The organism is Xenorhabdus miraniensis (assembly GCF_002632615.1).
In genome coordinates, this window is record NZ_NITZ01000015.1 from 40,611 (window position 1) to 59,631 (window position 19,021).

Below are 19,021 nucleotides of genomic sequence, written 5' to 3' on the forward strand. Positions count from 1 at the left end.
GAGAAATTGAACATGACTGTCTATCATGCTAGCACAGCCTCACCATGAACGGCGAGGCTGATGTACCAATAATGCAAAAATCGGAGCAATCAGTGGCCAGAGAATTCAATAATCGCGTAGCTATCAACGCCCTGCTTTTTCAAACGCTCAATGCCACCTAAGTCTGGTAACCCAATGATAAAGGCAGCTTCAGACACTTTACCACCCAAACGGCGGATCAGGCTTACAGTTGCTTCAATGGTGCCACCCGTTGCAAGAAGATCATCAACAACCAGAACTTTGTCTCCTTCATGGATGCTGCTTTTATGAATTTCCAATGTATCGGTACCATATTCCAGATCGTAAGTTTCACTTAACGTCTCACGCGGTAATTTGCCTTTTTTGCGGACAGGAACAAAACCGACGCCCAGACGCAGTGCGACAGGAGCACCAAATAAGAAACCACGAGCTTCAGTACCAACAATTTTCGTGATGCCTTTTCCCTGATAACGCTCCACCAACAGATCTATCGTAGCTTGGTACGCGGCAGGATTATCCAGCAATGTGGTAATGTCACGAAAAAGTATGCCTGCTTTTGGGTAATCAGGGATCGTTTCGATACTATCTTTAATAAATTGGAGTTGTTGTGCGTTAGCGGTCATAATCGATGCCAGCCAGTTATAAAAAACGAAAACGGTAAAATCTATTCAAACTACTGGGAAAAAGCAACTGCAAAGCAAATGACAGCCTATATTTTGTTGATGTAGGTCAAGCTTTGCATTTATCGCATTAGATGTTATTACTACCCAAAACGATAGGCCGATGTTACATCGACTTTTACTAGTAGATTATTAACAATAACGGGGTGCTGATGGGCATACAAAATTTATTAAGTGCACTTGAAAAACAAATCAGTATGCTGGAAAAAGATCTCACCTTACTGTCTGATACCCCTTTTTCCATTCCTCGTTTTGATCAAGCGCTATTCCATCATCACAGCAGTAAACTTGGTGGCTATATGCAAGAAATCAAACAGAATATGGAACAATTAAAAACCTGCGTAAACGATAGTCGTATTGAGCAAGTTAAATTTCTTTCTGAACGTTTAGTGACACAAATCGAAGCATTAAAACGCGAAATATCAACCCAATCACTACGAAAACAAGAAGATAAGTTTGAGCGTAGATCACAAGAACAGGATCTTTATCAACGCCTGGCTGAACATCAAGATTATGAGCGCCGCTTAATCGCAATGATTGATGACCGAGAATTACAGTTAAATAAGCAAAACACGCTTACCGATAAGTATAAACTACAAAAAGAAATCGCGGCTCTGGCGGGAAGATTAGCCCGCTGTCGCCAAGCCTTGATGCGCATCGAAAAATCAATCGAAAAACAGGAAAATTCAGATTAGCCACAAAGGGAATATCCATTTATGACTCTCGAACAAGCATCATCTGAAGTACAACTTGCTGTCGATCTCATTTATTTGCTTGAATGCAATGAAATTCCTCCAGATATCGCTCTCGCTGCCTTGGAGATCGTCAAACGCGACTTTCAGGGAAAACTGGAAAAACAATCTCAACGGCCTGAAGAGTAAGCAGGGTTAATACTGATTCCATTTTTTATTCCATCAGGCCCCATTTTTAAAAAGAATGGCTTAACCAGAAAATAAATTAAGGTAGGAGTGGTTTGTCTCCAGAAGAAGGTTTTCCATCTGAATGATGGTTCCCGATGTTCAGTTGCTTGTCGACTTCTTGCAGACTCTCACCCTGCCTATTATGTAAATAAACTTCTAACTGGTTAAACGCAATATTGATATCGTTTTCCCGACATAATTTATCAATGCTGCGATTAACTTCATCCACAGTACGGCTGCGATCACCTAATTCTCGTACATAGAGCCTTAATTCATGATCCAGGGTACTGGCACCGAAACTCATAAAGTAGACTTGCGGCCCTGGCTCGCTCATCACGCGTGAATTATCATTCGCCGCTTTTAACAAAACTTCTTTCACTTTATCCAGATCAGAGCCATATGCAACGCCAACCTTAATGATAATTCGCGTAACGGTATCAGAAAGTGTCCAGTTGATAAGACGCTCTGTCACAAATGCCCGATTAGGAATGATCACTTCTTTGCGGTCAAAATCTGTAATCGTCGTTGCACGGATACGGATCTTACTGACTGATCCAGAGTAAGTTCCTATTGTTACCGTATCTCCAATACGGACAGGGCGTTCGAACAAAATGATCAAACCTGAGACAAAGTTGGCAAAGATTTCCTGTAAACCAAAGCCTAACCCGACCGAAAGAGCCGCTGCCAACCATTGCAATTTATTCCAGGAAACGCCCAGTGTTCCTAGTGCAGTTATCCCCCCAACCCCAATGATCAGATAAGTGAGTGTCGTCTTAATGGCATATGAAGAACCTTGCTGTAACTGCAATCGGGATAGTACCAACACTTCTAATAATCCGGGCAAGTTTCTCATCATGACCCATGCAATCACTAACATGGCTATCGACAATGCTAAATCCTTCAAGGTCACATATTTCAGTACATTGCCCAACTCTGTTGTTGTGCTGTACTGCCACAGATTGACCCCATCAAGGTAAGAAAATACTGTCACCAGATCAGACCAAATCCAATAAAATGCACCTAAAAAGATCAAAAACAGCACCATACTGGTCAAACGCAATGATTGCTGGTTAATGCGATCCAAGGCCATTGGTGGTTCTTCAATGACTTCCCCTTCAGTCCCTTCTTTTGCCAAAGATTGACGTCGGGCAACTGCACGTCGATAGGCAATGCCGCGGGCGGCAATGCCCAATCCCCGTAAACAAGCCTGATAACTGATATGCCAGAGGAACAGCAGATACAAGCTATAGAGCCAACGTTCTGCCAAACGCAAGGTTGTGTAGAAATAGCCAAATGCCATCAACACCATCAAAATCAACGGCGCAAACGTTAATGTTGTCACCACTATGGTGCGAATCATGTGCACACTTTTTTCACGCCATACCTGACGGCAGAATGGAAAGATAAAAAGAAAGACAAAAAACAGACAGATCAATACAGTGCATTGGCCGATAACATCATCAGACAGCCGAAGGGGATGTTTGACGCCCAGTGTTATCCAGAACAAAATAGGCAACACAGCAATTGACAAGCGTGCAAGATTTTTGCGGAATAACGTGCAATCAGCTCTGTTCAAAGAAAAATGTTGCTCTCCAATCCCACCTTTAGCCAGAATTTGGTAACTACAACTGAACATAATCCAAAATAGCGCCAATTGACGGGAAAACTCCCAAATCAAATCACCTAAATCATCACCTGATTTCGAATACCAATAACCCACCGCCAGCACAATAAAAGCAAGCGGTAATGTTTTTATCAGCGTCAAGATCAGTGCCAGTGGAGTATGTAACTGGCTATCACGACGAAACTGCCCCACTTCATCAGCGATTTTCTGTAATTGCTCATTAATGCCTTTAGTTTGCCAACGCAAAAACAAACCCACCAGCAAAAGCGGAATAACAAAATGAATGGAGTTCTTCAAACCTATAATCAGGTCACTCAACGTCAAATGAATATTCAGGTTGCTCAGCTCTCCTTGAACCTGCTCAGGCAGGGATTTCAGCCAGGCTAAATTCATCGGCTTATTGCTGTTTACCCAAAAGATTTGCTGGACAAGCGTTTGTTCCAGCGATTTGGTAACATCTGACAATTGCTGCTGATCTGTCTGTAAGTTGATGGCATGAGTAATCTGATTTCCCAACTGATTATTGAGTTGATCCAAAAGCTCACGGCGAACGTCCAGAATTTGGTTAATAGCATTATGGACTTCTTCCAGCATCTCAGGGGATTCGTTCTCTATTCTATTGTGATTATCTTTCAATAAATCATCGACATAAGAATTATCTTGATAAAGCTGTTCTCGTTCCTGAGTGATTTCAAATTGTTCCAGGCGTAAATCAGCAATTTTTGTCAGTAAATCCTTCGTCAGTACATCTTGAGGTACTTTCAACTGCTCCTGAAACAGAATACGCGATAGTAACAAGCTACCACGTAACACCTTGACCTGCTCTTTGAGATTCCTTTCAGACTGAATAACTCTATCCAGATAATTTTTGACACGAATGTTTTTCTGCACCAATTGATTATTATCACGGGTTGCAGCAACCAGCCGTTCACTGAGTTCACGGTTGTTATCTATTTCTTCTTGAATCAGCGGATTATCCTGAATGTGTAAATTTTTTCCGTCTTGCGTTTGTGCTTCTTTGGCTTTTTCTTCAGAAAGGATCAGGCGCTTGCCACTCACCACATCTTGGATGAATTGGACATAACGTTCCAATTGCCCAATTTGAAACGTCGTGTGATCCCGTTGCTGCTGTAAAAGCGATTGTAGCTGCGTATTCGCCTGTAAGGATGCTCTTTGAAGATCATTTTGCTGCATCAAGAAAGACTGTTCTACCAACAACAATTCCGTCTGAGTACGGCTTGATTCCTGCTGTTCAGTCAATGCGTTATTAAGTTGATTACGAATTTGCTGCAATCTTTGCACATTGTGGAATAGTACGTTTTGCGCACGTTCTGGTTGCGTTTGCAGCCCGATTAACTGGCTATTGTAGTTGGCAAGATTTTCTTGTGCCCGCTGCAAACTATACAGAGTGTTATTCAGTTTTGATTCAAGCTGTTTCAGGGATAATGTTCCCAACGCCTGTTTATACGCATTTTCATTTTGCTCAGCGTTATTTCTCAGGCTTTCCAATTCAGCTATAACCTGGCGTGATTTTTGCGGTGCTTCTTGCTGATTTTTTTTCAGTATATTGGATTCCTGCTTCACCCAATCTATCTTATCAAAGAAAGAGAGGGCTTTTTCCAAATCAGCTATTGATATCTTTTCCTCAACCGTATGCTCTTTACGTTCTGTCAGGGTATTAAGCTGATTTTGAATATCAGTGCGGGTTGGAACATCACTGCTGAAAGCCGCATTCGCCGGAGAAAAGAACAATAACAGGAGAAAAAGTAACGCCACCATCAAAAGAAAGCGAAAAAATAGTAAATCCGGGAGTTTGTTGCACAACCCCCCCTTATTGAGCAAAACACCCAAGTATCGGTTAACAGAAACCATGAACTCATCTACTCGTCATTTGCAGATAGTGGAATGATAGTGCTCACTATCAGAAACATTGGCGGTATTCCTGATTTCGCACTTCCTGAGGCGTTAATTTTAAAATGATAACACTTTCGATGCAGCCAATGTCCACTGAGCCAATTCACTCAACGTACCAATTTCTACACCATCAACCAATACCAGTTCACTGATCCCTCTGGCATCCGTACAAGTTTTGCACAATTTAACTTCGACATTCTGTGCTGTCAAAATTTCCAGCATTTGCTTTAAATTATAGCCTTCTTTGGGGGCCTGCCCGGCCAAACCAGCAACTACGGCATCAGACATCAGGAACAATTTCAGCTCGTTGCGGGGCTCGTGCTCTTTCAGAGCAATAGACAGTCTCAACGCATTAAAAAGAGACTCATTACCATATGCCGCCCCATTGGCAATAATCAGGATGGATTCCATTGACATTTACTTCTGTTATTCCTGTATTCAGGGTGTATTTTTCTCACTGCATCGCAGATGGTGACTATGTTTAAGTGTATCAATGAAACTATCCACCAAATGTGCAGATTGTTCTTGAATATTAAAGCTGTCCGGTGAGAATAACCAGTTTTCCAGTAACCCCGCCATAAATGCCCTCAACATGATGGCAGAACGCCTGAGATCAAGATCATAGGGCAACTCTCCTGATTTAATGCAATCCGACAATATTCTTTCAATCTTCTGGTAATCAGAAATACATGTCTCCCTAAGCTCCTCTGCTAATAAAGACATTTCTCCAACGAACTCACATTTGTGGAAAAAAATTTCCATTAACTGACGGATTTGGAAATCATCAATCATCATTCTTAACATAGAAATCAATAAAGATCTCAACGCAAGGAGTGGATTATTAGGGTATTTTGTTTGATACTCTTTCTCTAACTCGTCTATTTTATGCGCTGGCATTTTGCAAACAATAGAAAGTAGATCCATTTTATTTTTAAAGTGCCAGTAAATTGCTCCGCGTGTTACGCCGGCTGCAGTTGCGATATCAGATAATGAGGTACCGGAAACACCACACTCAGAAAAGATCTTTATCGCGGCTTCAATGATTTGCTGACGAGTTTGTTGTGCTTGTTGTTTAGTTTTTCGTGCCATTTTTACGCCATAAACTTTGTTTTTGACTTAAGCTGATTTACATACATTCATGTATGTTTGTACTATAGCACCCTTAATCAATAAAGTAATGATTTCACTTATTAGATTAGAGAATCGACATTGAAAAATTGAGGTTTACTTATGCGAAAAAACAGGGGAGTTTTGCCTCTGGCCACATTACTGGTACTTTCAGGCAGTTTCATTCTTTCAGGATGTAATGACAATCAAAATACACAGCAAGGGACTATCGGCCAGCATGTTCCTGAAGTGGGTATCGTAACGCTGAAAGCAGAACCTCTTACAGTCATCACGGAGTTGCCAGGCCGTACAACAGCCTATCGTGTTGCAGAAGTTCGGCCTCAAGTCAGCGGCATCATTCTGAAACGTAACTATAAGGAAGGAAGTGATGTTACTGCTGGAGAGTCGTTATACCAAATAGATCCAGCAACCTATCAGGCAGAATACAATAAAGCCAAAGCAAATCTGGCCAGAGCACAAGCCAATGCGAACGTATCTCACTTAACCGTTGAACGTTATAAGTCTTTGTTAGGGACACAATACGTGAGTAAACAGGAGTTTGATAAAGCAACTTCTGAGTACGAACAGGCAAACGCAGATGTTCAGTCCTCTCAAGCTGCACTGGAAAATGCCAGAATCAATTTGGCATATACCAGAGTCACTTCCCCTATTTCTGGTCGCGCGGGTAAATCCACCGTCACAGAAGGGGCATTGGTTTCAGCAGGGCAGTCAACCGCTTTGACAACCGTTCAGCAATTGGATCCTATCTACGTCGATATCACCCAATCAAGTGATGACTATCTACGGCTTAAAAATGAAGTTGCAAGAGGAACTGTTCAGAAAGAGAGTAAGAAAAACAAAATTCGCCTAATTACTGACGCAGGCCAAGAGTACAGCCAAGAAGGCTACCTTGAGTTTTCAGATGTTACGGTTGATGAAACAACAGGCTCTATTACTATGCGTGCTGTTTTCCCAAACCCAAATGAAGAATTACTCCCGGGTATGTTTGTCCGTACCAAGCTAGAAGAAGGTGTGCGTCAAAATGCGATTTTGGTTCCTCAGCAAGCAATTGCCAGAACACCTCGAGGCCAGGCAACCACATTGGTTGTTGATAAAGATAACAAAGTAGAATTGCGTAATATCAATGCTGCTCAGGCACTCGGTAACAAGTGGCTGGTAACAGAGGGTTTGAAAGCTGGGGATAGAGTAATCGTTACAGGGTTACAAAAAATAATGCCAGGCATAACGGTTAAGCCAACAGAAACTGATCTGAACGCCAAACCTACAGCTGATCAAGCTGAGCCTGCAAAAAAGCCTCAATAAGGAGTAGGTGATTCATGCCTAAGTTTTTTATCGAGCGGCCAATCTTTGCATGGGTAATTGCAATTATCACCATGTTATCTGGCCTGCTGGCAATAATGAAATTACCCGTGGAGCAATACCCCGCAATTGCACCACCTGCGATTTCTATTTCAACGTCTTACCCCGGAGCTGACGCGACAACAGTGCAGAATACTGTAACACAGGTTATTGAACAGAACATGAATGGCATCGATAACCTGGTGTATATGTCTTCCAGCAGCGATTCAGCTGGTCAGATGAATATCACGCTGACCTTTGAAGCGAACACGGATCCAGATGTCGCGCAAGTACAAGTCCAGAATAAATTGCAATTGGCAATGCCCTTGTTACCGCAAGAAGTTCAGCAACAAGGGATCAGTGTTGATAAAACCACCAGCTCATTTTTGATGGTGGCAGGTTTCATCTCTGAAGATGGTTCCATGACTCAAGATGACATTGCAGACTATGTTGGCGCCAATATCAAAGACTCCTTGAGCCGTGTTACTGGCGTAGGTGAAACAACCCTGTTTGGTACACAGTATGCCATGCGCATCTGGCTCAAACCTGACAAATTGCTCAACTATAAAATGACCATCAGTGATGTCATTAGTGCGATTAAGGCTCAGAATAATCAGGTTGCAGCCGGGCAATTAGGCGGAACTCCTGCCATTCCGGGTCAGCGCTTAAATGCCTCAATCATCGCACAAACCCGTCTGAATTCGGCGGAAGAGTTCAGCAATATTTTGCTGCGTGTGAATCCCGATGGCTCACACATTAACTTAAGTGATGTCGCCACCGTTGAGTTGGGCGCTGAAAGTTACAGTATTATTGGTCGGTTCAATGGCAAACCTTCAGCAGGGATCGGTATTAAACTTGCGACAGGTGCTAACGCATTAGATACCTCAAAAGCTGTCAAGAAAGCACTGGCTGAGATGTCGCCTTTCTTCCCACATGGGTTGACGGTTGTATATCCCTATGACACGACTCCATTCGTTAAAATTTCTATTTTCGAAGTGGTAAAAACATTGGCAGAAGCCATTTTGCTAGTGTTTGTCGTTATGTATCTGTTCCTGCAAAACTTCCGCGCAACCTTGATTCCAACCATCGCGGTTCCGGTCGTATTGCTTGGCACATTTGCCATTCTTGCTGCATTTGGCTATTCCATCAATACATTGACCATGTTTGCCATGGTGCTTGCTATCGGCTTGCTCGTGGATGATGCCATTGTTGTGGTGGAAAACGTCGAACGTGTGATGCAGGAAGAAGGGTTATCACCGAAAGAAGCCACCAAAAAATCGATGGGGCAAATTCAAGGGGCACTTGTCGGTATTGCACTGGTACTGTCCGCGGTATTTGTCCCAATGGCATTCTTCGGAGGAGCGACAGGGGCAATTTACCGCCAGTTCTCAATCACCATTGTTTCAGCAATGGTGCTATCTGTGCTGGTAGCCTTAATTCTGACTCCTGCACTATGTGCTACCATGCTCAAACCTGTTGCTAAAGGCAGCCATGGCGCTCAGAAAGGTTTCTTTGGCTGGTTTAACCGCATGTTTGAAAAGTGCACCCATCATTATACCGATAGTGTTGGTCGGATGTTGCGTGCTACCGGGCGTTATCTGGTGATCTATGTCGTATTGATAGGCGGTATGGCCTGGATGTTTGACCGCATGCCATCTTCCTTCCTGCCAGAAGAAGATCAAGGTGTCTTATTGGCAATGGTTCAATTACCACCAGGCTCCACTCAGGAACAGACGCAGAAAGTATTGGATCAAATCAATGACTATTTCTATACCAAAGAAAAAGATGTTGTTAAATCTGCGTTTACAGTTAACGGCTTTGGTTTCGGTGGTCAGGGGCAAAATACCGGTCTGGCATTTGTCAGCTTAAAAGATTGGGAACTGCGTAAAGATGAAAAAGATAAGGTTCCAGCTATTGTGGCGCGAGCAAACGCGAATTTTGCTCAAATCAAGGAAGCTATCGTCTTTGCATTTAATATTCCTTCAATTGTAGAGCTGGGTTCTGCCAGTGGTTTTGACTTCCAATTAATTGACAAAGGAAACTTGGGGCATGAGGCACTGACAGCAGCACGTAATCAATTACTTGGTATGGTTGCACAACATCCAGATATGCTCACGAGCGTTCGTCCTAATGGACAGGATGACACGCAGCAATACCGCATCCATATCGATAAAGAAAAAGCGGAAGCATTGGCTGTATCTACCACAAATATCAACACAACATTAAGTACGATGTTTGGTGGTACATATATCAATGACTTTATTGACCGCGGTCGTGTCAAAAAAGTCTATATCCAGTCTGACGCACATTACCGCATGTTGCCGAGTGATATCAGCAACCTATATGTCCGTAACTATCTTAGCCAAATGGTGCCGTTTTCTGCATTCATAGACACATCAAAAGAACCTTGGGTTTATGGTTCTCCACGTCTGGAACGCTATAACGGTCTCCCTTCCATGGAAATCGTGGGTGAAGCAGCTTCAGGTAAAAGTACTGGTGACGCAATGGCTCTGATGGAGCAACTAGCATCACAATTACCACCTGGCATTGGCTATGACTGGACTGGAATGTCTTATCAGGAACGCTTGTCTGGTAATCAGGCCCCGGCTCTATATGCGCTGTCATTGATTGTTGTCTTCCTTTGTCTGGCAGCACTTTATGAAAGCTGGTCTGTACCATTCTCAGTCATGCTGGTCGTTCCTCTCGGGATTATTGGTGCATTGTTAGCAACATCAATACGTGGCCTGGGCAATGACGTTTACTTTAAGGTTGGCTTGTTGACGACTATCGGATTATCCGCGAAGAACGCCATCCTTATCGTAGAATTCGCTAAGGATCTGATAGAGAAGGAAGGAAAGGGATTAATAGAAGCGACTTTAGATGCTGTCAGAATGCGTCTGCGCCCAATCCTAATGACATCTTTGGCCTTTATGCTTGGGGTTATGCCTCTGGTATTAAGCAATGGCGCAGGATCAGGAGCACAAAACGCCGTAGGAACCGGGGTACTGGGTGGCATGATTGCAGCTACATCGCTGGCAATCTATTTCGTTCCAGTATTTTTCGTTGTCATTAAGCGTCGATTTACAAAGAAAAGTGAGGAGATTGAACAGATCTCAACCCATCACTAAATTCAACTATGTTAAAAGGCCACTTGTGTGGCCTTTTTAAATGAAGCTGAATCAGTTCACACAACAAACCATCAACCTTACAATATTTACGTTAAAACACACCCATAAGCTAATCAAAATAAACACTTATGAAATCCGAGTTATGTTTAAAATCGGCATCTTTTTGTTTTTTATAATAAATAGAAGATAAATTGGTAACCTTGCTTGTTTTTCTTCTGATAACACCTTTAACGGTAAAAAGTGTTCCATCTCGATGGTGACATATGTAATAATGGCGCTATATTGATTTTGAAAGTCGCAACACAATCGCCTATAATGACTTCTGTGCTATTGCTACAGCATCTACTGTATTAGCTTATTTCAATATATTTAACAGCATATGCAGATATGACTATCCTTTATAGTAGACTGTTAAGCTATAGTCCGAAATCAGGCTTTGCTAGAACTAAGCATTTTTGTCATAATTAAGCGTAAATTAGTCTTCTTTAAAAACCCTAGTTGGTCAGATACGCAATATAGGGCTTTAATATTAATAAATAATAATCATGTTTTGATAGGCTCTATTCTAAAAGAATGACTATAATAAATAGCATGTATAAGCCTTAGTTCAAATAAGCTGCGCCTTGTTTACGGAGGTGATTATGGATGAATATTCACCAAGAAGATACGATATTGCTGAATTAAAATATTTATGTGAAAATTTAATTCATGAGGCACTTTCAGTCCTGAATCGTACTGACAATCATTGGATTCATGATCTAAGTTCCGAAAAAAGCTTAAAATTAAACGAATTGATCGAACACATTGCAGCTTTCGTCTGGAGCTTTAAAATTAAATACGCAGATAACTACGATCTTAGTACCTTAATTGATGAGTATCTGGATGAAACATATAATTTATTTGGAAGTGATAAGATAAGCTTTCTTGAACTTACAAAGTGGCAAAAAACAAACGAACACTTAACTAACATTCTGTTACATGATTTGAATGCTTCTTTAAGCAAAACCTAATAAATATATTTCTAACTATTTTTTATACCAAATAAGATAAGGCGACTATGACTAAAACTGACTATCTGATGCGTTTGAGAAAATGCACTTCTATTGAAACACTGGAACGCGTAATTGAAAAAAATAAATATGAGCTCTCGGATGATGAACTTGAACTGTTCTACTCCGCTGCTGACCACCGTTTAGCCGAACTTACCATGAATAAACTCTATGATAAGATTCCATCGTCTGTTTGGAAATTTGTCCGCTAAACTGAAGTGATCAGATAGGAAGTGACCAAAGCCGGTAGCGATTATCGGCTGACGGGAATTAAAGTCAATGATGGGCTTAAAACTGGTGAGGGCCCTGCCAGCGACATCCCGGCACACACATCCCTTGCTATGGCTGCTTCTTTCCAGACCTGACCAAGTTAACAAGTTAGCGTTGCGGGAGAACCAACAGAGCCCTCATTGATATTCGCTTCCAATTGCGAAGCGGTCGACATTATCTTTCATACGTTATGAAATAGCAAGGAAACTTCATTTGAATGCTTATTTATTGAGCGCATGGGTGTGAAAATCGCCAAATAGACACAAATATGGCACATTCCCTATATACAGATAGATAAAGGAATAAACAAATACATTAAGTAACCTCAATAAATCACTTTTATATCATACAAAAAGCCAATAATTTAAAATATCAAATTAACTAAAATATCCCCTTTCTTTTCATGTCCGTCAAAACAAAAAACAGCCATACAAATCAACAAATAAACCAGAAAAACAATATCATCCGCATTATTTGACAAGCATTGATAAAATTAAACGTGATAATTCATCCCCAGAATAAAAAACATAATCATAAATTTTATTTACAAATTTATGAATTTATTTTCAAATAATTTAAAATTTATTAGCTGTAATCGTCGTTTATCCATTTTTTACACACTTAAAAGGCAAAGGCATGTTATGAGCCAAGCATTACAAAACTTAATTAACTTAATACATCTGGAAAAGATAGAAGAGGGAATTTACCGAGGGCAAAGCGAGGATTTGGGATTTCCTCAAGTTTTTGGCGGACAAGTGATAGGCCAAGCGCTATATGCAGCAAAGCAAACCGTTGCTGATGATAGAATGATTCACTCCTTCCATAGCTATTTTTTACGCCCGGGAGATAGCAGTAAGCCTATCGTTTATGATGTCGAAATATTGCGTGATGGGAAAAGTTTTAGTGCTCGTCGTGTCAGTGCAATACAATATGGTCACCCTATTTTCTATATGACGGCCTCTTTCCAAAGTCATGAAGAAAGTTTCGAACACCAAAACACCATGCCAGTCGTTCCCCCTCCAGAAGAGTTAGAATCCCAAGAAGTAATAGCAAAAAAAATGGCTGACTCACTTCCCGCCAAACTAAAAAATGCTTTTTCTATACCTCCTCTGGAAATGAAAATAATCAAACCTCACATCTTACCTAATCATTCCCCCAAAGCCCCTGTTCGTTATGTTTGGTTCCGCAGCAATGGGGAAATGCCAGAAGACCCATTCATTCACAGCTGCTTACTAGGGTATGCTTCAGACTTCAATTTCCTACCAACATCATTACAGCCTCATGGCGTAGAATTTATGGGACGTAATATGCAAGTAGCCACAATTGATCATTCAATGTGGTATCACCGCCCTTTTAGTATGAATGATTGGTCGCTCTATGCGATCGAGAGTCCATCAGCATCAGGAGCTCGTGGTTTTGTACGCGGGCATATTTATACCCGTCAAGGTGTACTCATCGCTTCTACGGTTCAAGAAGGAGTCATCAGAAAGCTGTAATGAATTAAATACACACTGTAAGCCGTAATAACAGAAATAAGTGCTGTATCATTGGAATTGCCCCGTTATTACGGCACGGCCCACAGTGTTCAAGGAAGAAAAGTATGATCAGTTATAAGCGCTTTCACCATGTGAAGTAATATCCAACCCTTCCCTTTCTGATTCAATACTAATGCGTAATCCAACCAGTTTATCGGCAATCTTAAATGAAATATAAGCAGCCAACGATGACCAAATAATACAAACTAATATACTAATCACCTGAATACCGAACTGCCGTAACATTGTCATTCCCTCAGGGAATCCTGTTCCACCTAAAATGGACGCGGTAAAAACACTGGTCAACAAACAACCAACAATGCCACATACTCCATGCACACCAAAAACATCACAGACATCATCTGCACGTAACCACCGTTTCAGTACGACCACTCCCCATAAACCAGCGACACCCGCAACCAACCCCATAATCAGTGCGCCACCGATACCAACCGTTGCCGCAGCAGGCGTAATTACCACTAAGCCTGAAATACACCCTGAACATGCTCCCAAAAGCGAAGGTTTCTGACGAAATAACCACTCAGAAATCACCCACGATAATACCGCCCCCGCTGTTGCTATTACAGTGTTCACGAATGCCAGTGCTGCAATGGCATTTACTGCACCAGCAGACCCCACATTGAACCCAAACCAGCCGATATAAAGGATCGCCATTCCAATAAACGTCATTGGTAAGTTATGGGGTTTAAACGCCTCTCGCCCAAATCCTGAACGCTTTCCTAGTAAATAAGCGCCAACCAGCCCTGCCGCTGCCGCATTAATATGAACGACCGTCCCACCAGCAAAATCCAAAGCACCATCTTCAGCGAGCCAACCTCCTCCCCACACCATATGCGCCATCGGAATATACGATACCGTCAGCCATAACACGCTAAAAATCAATAATGCTGAAAAACGGATTCTCTCGCATAAAGCTCCCACCACCAAAGCAACAGTGATACAAGCAAATGCCCCCTGAAAAACAACATGAATTAATTTATAGAACCCTCCATTCAGGTCAGTTATAGATATATTTTTCAGCATGACTTGATCTAATCCCCCCCAAAAACGGTTACCTGCCTCAAAAGTCATGCTGTAACCGTAGACAACCCAGAGCACACAAACCAATGAAAAACTAACAATCACCTGTGACATCAATGACAAAACATTTTTGCGGCGTAATAGCCCTCCATAGAACAGAGCAATTCCGGGTATCGTCATAAAAAGTACCAGTACAGTACTTATAAACATAAATACTGTATCCGCCTTATCAAGCGTTTTTTCCGCAGCAAAAGCAAATGAGGGAAAACTGACTGCAAGGCCAACTATGGATAAGAGTTTCTTGTTCATTTTTCACCTCCTATTTACAGTGCTGAGTCATTCGTTTCACCCGTCCTGATACGAACGGCATGCTGTAACTCAAAGATAAAAATCTTTCCGTCTCCCATTTTCCCCGTGAATGCAGTCTGCTGAATAATATCGACAATTTCCTCAACCCGCTCATCACTGATAGCAATATCAATCTTAACTTTGGGCAAAAAGTTAACGTTATATTCAGCCCCTCGATAAAGCTCAGAATGACCTTTTTGGCGTCCAAATCCTTTTACTTCTGTGATAGTCATACCTTGCACCCCTATATCAGCAAGCGCTTCTCTCACTTCGTCCAGCTTAAATGGCTTTATGATGATGGTGATTAACTTCATATTTCCCCCCACTTTTTGCTGTATTTGCTGTGTTTACACAGGGATTGCGTGCAAGGGATATGCCAAAAGTTAAAAGTAATATTTAATCAACATATTACTGAAGAGTATCTCTAAGGAAGGGATAAGAAAGGGGAGCAGCAAACATATCCGCTCCCCATATGCACATTAAGCGTGCACAGTTTCATTCAAGATCTCACCAACCTGTTGGAGTTGGTACATTTGATAGTAGCGCCCACGCTGTGCCAGTAGCTGTTGGTGCCGCCCTTGTTCGACGATTGCACCACGATGCAGCACGAGTATGGAATCAGCTTCAATAATGGTTGAAAGACGGTGAGCAATAACTACCAGCGTTGTTTGTTTACGGATTATCCCTAACGCTTTCTGCACTGATTGTTCCGTTCCCGAATCAATATTCGCGGTTGCCTCATCCAAAATAAGGATCTGTGGCGTTTGCACTAGAACCCTGGCCATTGCCAATAACTGTTTTTGCCCTGCAGAAAGGGTATTTCCTTGTTCTCCCAATACTGAATTCAAACCATCTGGTAAGCTATGAACAAATTCAGCTAATTGAACCATTTCCAGCACTTCCCAAATTTTCTCTTCACTAATATCCCGCCCTAACGTGACATTGTCGAAAAATGAAGCAGCCAGAACCACAGGATCTTGCTGTACCATTGCCACACCATTACGTAATACAGTATGAGAAAGCGAAGATACCGGACGCCCATCAAGATAAATTTCACCGTCTTGCCACGGATAGTACCCCATAATCAAATTTGCCAGAGTACTTTTACCGCTTCCCGTATGCCCAACCAAAGCCACGAATCCATGTGGGGGAACATGTAGGTTAATATCACTCAAGACACGCTTGTCACTTCGATAGGCAAAATTCAGATTTTCAATATCAATTCTTCCGCTAGCCAACGCTTCCAGATCACCCCCATACTGCTGCTGGGGACTATCCATAAGTTCAAAAACCCGCTCTCCTGAAACTATAGCTTGCTGTAATACTGATTGTTGTGCAGTCAACTCAATCAACGGTTCATTCAATCGGCCAAGGTAGTTGATAAAGGCGTACAATACACCTACGCCGATGATTTCGGACCCTTTCAGCCCAAACAGAAAAAGCAAACCGCATAATACTGCGGTAGAAAAAAAGCTCAATAATGGCCTCAATAAGATGCCATCTAACCGTAATGCCTGCATACGAGCTTGATAATGCGCTCGGTTGGTAGCCAGCATTTTTTCACCAAAACGTGCTTGCTGACGAAATTGCTGAATGACGGTCATTCCATTAATGACCTCATTAAAACCATCATTAATGTCAGCCAAGTAGCCACGAACCCTTCTCACAATTGGAGTACTGAAGCGCTGATAAATTACCATTACCAGCAATACAGCCGGAAATATTACTATTGCAACACACGCCATGCGCCAATCCAGAATAAACATAGCTATCAGCATCGCGCCAATCAATGCAATGCTGCGAAACACAGTAGGGATCACATTTACAAACAGATCATTAATAACTTCAGTATCATTTGTTACACGAGATATCAATTGACCCACAGGTTGAGTATCGAAAGCACTTAATGGCTGGCGTAATGCCGAGTTCATAACATCAGTACGAAGTTGCTGGACTACTCCCACCGATGCCTGATTAAAAAATAAAGTCTGATAATAATGCAAAGCAGCCGAAACAAGTTGTAAGACTAAAAATACGGCTGCAAGACTAATGACTATATCCAGCGGCAAGTTTCCCGTTGCGACCATGTTGTCGATAAAATAGCTTACAAGCAGTGGCCCGCTCACTTCTGCCAATGCGGCAATCCATAACATCAGTACAGCAATTAGCATTGGTTTTCGATAATTTTTACTGTAAGAGAGCAAGCGCCTTAATGATGGCCAGAGCTTGCGCATATGAGTATTAGTCATTTTCCCCATCCAATGCGGCTTCTAATTGTTGGTAATGGTACATATCAAAATACCAACCTGATTGAGCGATAAGTTGCTTATGCCGCCCCTGCTGCGCAATCGTGCCATGTTGCATAACCAAAATATTATCTGCTTCCGTTAATGCAGACAGCCGATGCGCACTGATAATAATGGTGCGATGCTGCCGCCATTGGCTGAGATTTTTCATGATTTGATGTTCTGTATGTCCATCAACCGCCGACAAGGCATCATCGAGAATCAAAATCTCAGTATCCAACAACAAGGCTCTTGCGATGGATATACGCTGTTTTTGCCCACCAGAAAGCATGACACCACGTTCACCCACTTCAGTCTGATAACCTTGAGGCAATCGCAAAATATCATCATGTACATTTGCCAAGCGAGCAACTTCTTCTATTTGTTCTTGGGTTGCATCTGGCCGCCCTAACGCAATATTGCCGGCAACCGTGTCTGAAAACAGAAAAGGCGTCTGGTTAACAATAGCCAATCGTGAACCCCACTCTTCCATTCGGAGAGAAGAGATATTCTGAGATTGAAAAAGAATTTCTCCATCGGTGACATCAAATTGTCGCTGTAACAAAGCCAGCAAAGTACTCTTTCCTGCACCCGTTGGGCCACACAACCCGAATAATTGTCCGGGTTCCAGCTTGAAATGAATATTCCCTAAGACAGGCTTATCATTTTTGGGGTAAATAAAAGAGTTAATATTTGCTTGCAAGGTTCCCCGGCTTGGAGATAAAGACAAAGCGCCATCTTCAATCACCAGTGGCTCCTGCAACAGACTGCGGATACGCGTATACGCAGCACTGCCTCTCTCAACAATGTTAAACATCCACGCCAATGCCAGCATTGGCCAAATCATCAATCCCAGATACATAACAAAGCTGGTCAGTTCACCAAGGGTCATGGAACCATGCACAACCATCCAGCTTCCACCCCCTACAGCCAAGAGGTTTGCAACAGCAATGGTGATAAAAATCGTGGGGTCAAAACGTGCATCCACACGTGCTACATGCATATTTTTACGCCCAGCATCAATAGCGACTTCTTTAAACTGATTGGATTGCAGCTGTTCCAAGCCAAACGCTTTTATCATGCGAATGCTGGTTAAACTTTCTTGTGCGTGGTTATTTAAGGCAGAGAATGCCCCTTGCGCAGATTTAAAACGGTGATGCAGCTGATTGCCATAATGTTTAATTGCAAATGCCATGATAGGCATGGGCAGTAGTGATAACAACGTTAATTGCCAGCTGATTTGCACACTCATTACGATTAGGACAGCACATCCCATCACTAACGCATCAACTAAAGTAAGTACTCCCTCACCTGCCGCAAAAACAACTCTATCAACATCGTTTGTTGCGCGAGCCATAAGGTCGCCTGTTCGATGACGCAAATAAAACTCAGGATTTTGGCTACTCAGCCGCAGATAGAAATCACTGCGCAATTTAACCGCCAGCCGATAAGAGGCCCCAAACAGCCACACACGCCAGACATACCTCAATCCATAGATTGCCACCGCGATCAGCATCATCAGCCCCAACCAAATTAGTAGCTGGCTGGATGACATTGTTTTTGCACTAATGCCGTCAACAATAATTCCGACCAATCGAGGAGGAATCAGCTGTAGCACCGCAATGATGATGAGAAAAACAACAGCACCTAAATAACGCCGCCATTCACTAATAAAATACCAGCTTAATTGTGAAAATAATCTCACACACCTATTCCCAAGGTAAAAAATGAAAGAGTTAACGT

At 42.2% G+C, this 19,021-nt stretch carries 15 protein-coding genes and 1 other RNA gene; 7 read left to right on the forward strand and 9 right to left on the reverse strand.

Annotated elements, in window-relative coordinates:
* Positions 1-89: 89 nt before the first annotated feature.
* A complete protein-coding gene (gene apt, locus Xmir_RS14315; RefSeq protein ID WP_099114896.1) occupies positions 90-641 on the reverse strand; it encodes an adenine phosphoribosyltransferase in 552 nt (183 codons plus the stop codon).
* Between the two features lie 209 nt (positions 642-850).
* Between apt and priC the strand changes: the two genes are divergently transcribed.
* Positions 851-1,393 (forward strand): primosomal replication protein PriC, encoded by a 543-nt coding sequence (gene priC, locus Xmir_RS14320; RefSeq protein WP_099114897.1) that lies wholly within the window; start codon positions 851-853, stop codon positions 1,391-1,393.
* A gap of 21 nt (positions 1,394-1,414) precedes the next feature.
* Positions 1,415-1,579, forward strand: coding sequence for a pleiotropic regulatory protein RsmS (gene rsmS / locus Xmir_RS14325; protein ID WP_099114898.1), 165 nt, complete (start codon positions 1,415-1,417; stop codon positions 1,577-1,579).
* A 76-nt stretch (positions 1,580-1,655) separates the two neighbouring features.
* Here rsmS and mscK read toward each other — a convergent pair whose 3' ends face one another.
* The 3 genes from mscK to acrR form a co-directional block, all read right to left on the reverse strand.
* The gene (gene mscK, locus Xmir_RS14330) at positions 1,656-5,021 is read right to left on the reverse strand and encodes a mechanosensitive channel MscK (protein WP_208620444.1); all 3,366 of its coding nucleotides are present in this window, start codon (positions 5,019-5,021) and stop codon (positions 1,656-1,658) included.
* Between the two features lie 192 nt (positions 5,022-5,213).
* Positions 5,214-5,567, reverse strand: a complete 354-nt coding sequence (locus Xmir_RS14335) for a DsrE/DsrF/TusD sulfur relay family protein (protein ID WP_099114975.1) — start codon at positions 5,565-5,567, stop codon at positions 5,214-5,216.
* Positions 5,568-5,594: 27 nt separating this feature from the next.
* A complete protein-coding gene (gene acrR / locus Xmir_RS14340) occupies positions 5,595-6,245 on the reverse strand; it encodes a multidrug efflux transporter transcriptional repressor AcrR (protein WP_099114900.1) in 651 nt (216 codons plus the stop codon).
* A 141-nt stretch (positions 6,246-6,386) separates the two neighbouring features.
* On the opposite strand from acrR, the gene Xmir_RS14345 reads away from it, so the two are divergent.
* The 4 genes from Xmir_RS14345 to Xmir_RS14360 all read left to right on the forward strand — a co-directional run bounded on the left by Xmir_RS14345 (position 6,387) and on the right by Xmir_RS14360 (position 12,011).
* Positions 6,387-7,586 carry an efflux RND transporter periplasmic adaptor subunit gene (locus tag Xmir_RS14345; protein WP_099114901.1) on the forward strand — a complete coding sequence of 400 codons (1,200 nt, stop codon included), beginning with the start codon at positions 6,387-6,389 and terminating at the stop codon, positions 7,584-7,586.
* Between the two features lie 14 nt (positions 7,587-7,600).
* Positions 7,601-10,750, forward strand: a complete 3,150-nt coding sequence (locus Xmir_RS14350) for an efflux RND transporter permease subunit (protein WP_099114902.1) — start codon at positions 7,601-7,603, stop codon at positions 10,748-10,750.
* 641 nt (positions 10,751-11,391) lie between these two features.
* On the forward strand, positions 11,392-11,760 hold the full coding sequence (gene tomB, locus Xmir_RS14355) for an Hha toxicity modulator TomB (RefSeq protein WP_099114903.1): 369 nt from the start codon (positions 11,392-11,394) through the stop codon (positions 11,758-11,760).
* A 47-nt stretch (positions 11,761-11,807) separates the two neighbouring features.
* On the forward strand, positions 11,808-12,011 hold the full coding sequence (locus tag Xmir_RS14360; RefSeq protein WP_010845060.1) for an HHA domain-containing protein: 204 nt from the start codon (positions 11,808-11,810) through the stop codon (positions 12,009-12,011).
* 92 nt (positions 12,012-12,103) lie between these two features.
* On the opposite strand, the gene ffs is transcribed toward Xmir_RS14360, so the two are convergent.
* Positions 12,104-12,200, reverse strand: an RNA gene (gene ffs / locus Xmir_RS14365) — signal recognition particle sRNA small type.
* A gap of 510 nt (positions 12,201-12,710) precedes the next feature.
* On the opposite strand from ffs, the gene tesB reads away from it, so the two are divergent.
* Entirely contained in the window at positions 12,711-13,565 is an 855-nt protein-coding gene (gene tesB / locus Xmir_RS14370; RefSeq protein ID WP_099114904.1) for an acyl-CoA thioesterase II, read from the forward strand.
* Positions 13,566-13,673: 108 nt separating this feature from the next.
* Here tesB and amtB read toward each other — a convergent pair whose 3' ends face one another.
* The 4 genes from amtB to Xmir_RS14390 all read right to left on the reverse strand — a co-directional run bounded on the left by amtB (position 13,674) and on the right by Xmir_RS14390 (position 18,983).
* Positions 13,674-14,954, reverse strand: a complete 1,281-nt coding sequence (gene amtB, locus Xmir_RS14375; RefSeq protein ID WP_099114905.1) for an ammonium transporter AmtB — start codon at positions 14,952-14,954, stop codon at positions 13,674-13,676.
* Between the two features lie 14 nt (positions 14,955-14,968).
* The gene (gene glnK, locus Xmir_RS14380; RefSeq protein WP_099114906.1) at positions 14,969-15,307 is read right to left on the reverse strand and encodes a P-II family nitrogen regulator; all 339 of its coding nucleotides are present in this window, start codon (positions 15,305-15,307) and stop codon (positions 14,969-14,971) included.
* Positions 15,308-15,472: 165 nt separating this feature from the next.
* A complete protein-coding gene (locus Xmir_RS14385) occupies positions 15,473-17,251 on the reverse strand; it encodes a SmdB family multidrug efflux ABC transporter permease/ATP-binding protein (protein ID WP_099114907.1) in 1,779 nt (592 codons plus the stop codon).
* Positions 17,235-18,983 (reverse strand): SmdA family multidrug ABC transporter permease/ATP-binding protein, encoded by a 1,749-nt coding sequence (locus Xmir_RS14390; RefSeq protein WP_099114908.1) that lies wholly within the window; start codon positions 18,981-18,983, stop codon positions 17,235-17,237. Before Xmir_RS14390 ends, Xmir_RS14385 begins: the two co-directional genes overlap by 17 nt.
* Between the last annotated feature and the right edge of the window lie 38 nt (positions 18,984-19,021).

Coding starts and splice junctions, on each gene's coding strand:
- tesB (WP_099114904.1), top strand. CDS start 12,711: ATGAGCCAAGCATTACAAAACTTAATTAACTTAATACATCTGGAAAAG.
- priC (WP_099114897.1), top strand. CDS start 851: ATGGGCATACAAAATTTATTAAGTGCACTTGAAAAACAAATCAGTATG.
- acrR (WP_099114900.1), bottom strand. CDS start 6,245: ATGGCACGAAAAACTAAACAACAAGCACAACAAACTCGTCAGCAAATC.
- tomB (WP_099114903.1), top strand. CDS start 11,392: ATGGATGAATATTCACCAAGAAGATACGATATTGCTGAATTAAAATAT.
- apt (WP_099114896.1), bottom strand. CDS start 641: ATGACCGCTAACGCACAACAACTCCAATTTATTAAAGATAGTATCGAA.
- Xmir_RS14345 (WP_099114901.1), top strand. CDS start 6,387: ATGCGAAAAAACAGGGGAGTTTTGCCTCTGGCCACATTACTGGTACTT.
- mscK (WP_208620444.1), bottom strand. CDS start 5,021: ATGGTGGCGTTACTTTTTCTCCTGTTATTGTTCTTTTCTCCGGCGAAT.
- Xmir_RS14385 (WP_099114907.1), bottom strand. CDS start 17,251: ATGGGGAAAATGACTAATACTCATATGCGCAAGCTCTGGCCATCATTA.
- Xmir_RS14335 (WP_099114975.1), bottom strand. CDS start 5,567: ATGGAATCCATCCTGATTATTGCCAATGGGGCGGCATATGGTAATGAG.
- glnK (WP_099114906.1), bottom strand. CDS start 15,307: ATGAAGTTAATCACCATCATCATAAAGCCATTTAAGCTGGACGAAGTG.
- Xmir_RS14360 (WP_010845060.1), top strand. CDS start 11,808: ATGACTAAAACTGACTATCTGATGCGTTTGAGAAAATGCACTTCTATT.
- amtB (WP_099114905.1), bottom strand. CDS start 14,954: ATGAACAAGAAACTCTTATCCATAGTTGGCCTTGCAGTCAGTTTTCCC.
- Xmir_RS14350 (WP_099114902.1), top strand. CDS start 7,601: ATGCCTAAGTTTTTTATCGAGCGGCCAATCTTTGCATGGGTAATTGCA.
- rsmS (WP_099114898.1), top strand. CDS start 1,415: ATGACTCTCGAACAAGCATCATCTGAAGTACAACTTGCTGTCGATCTC.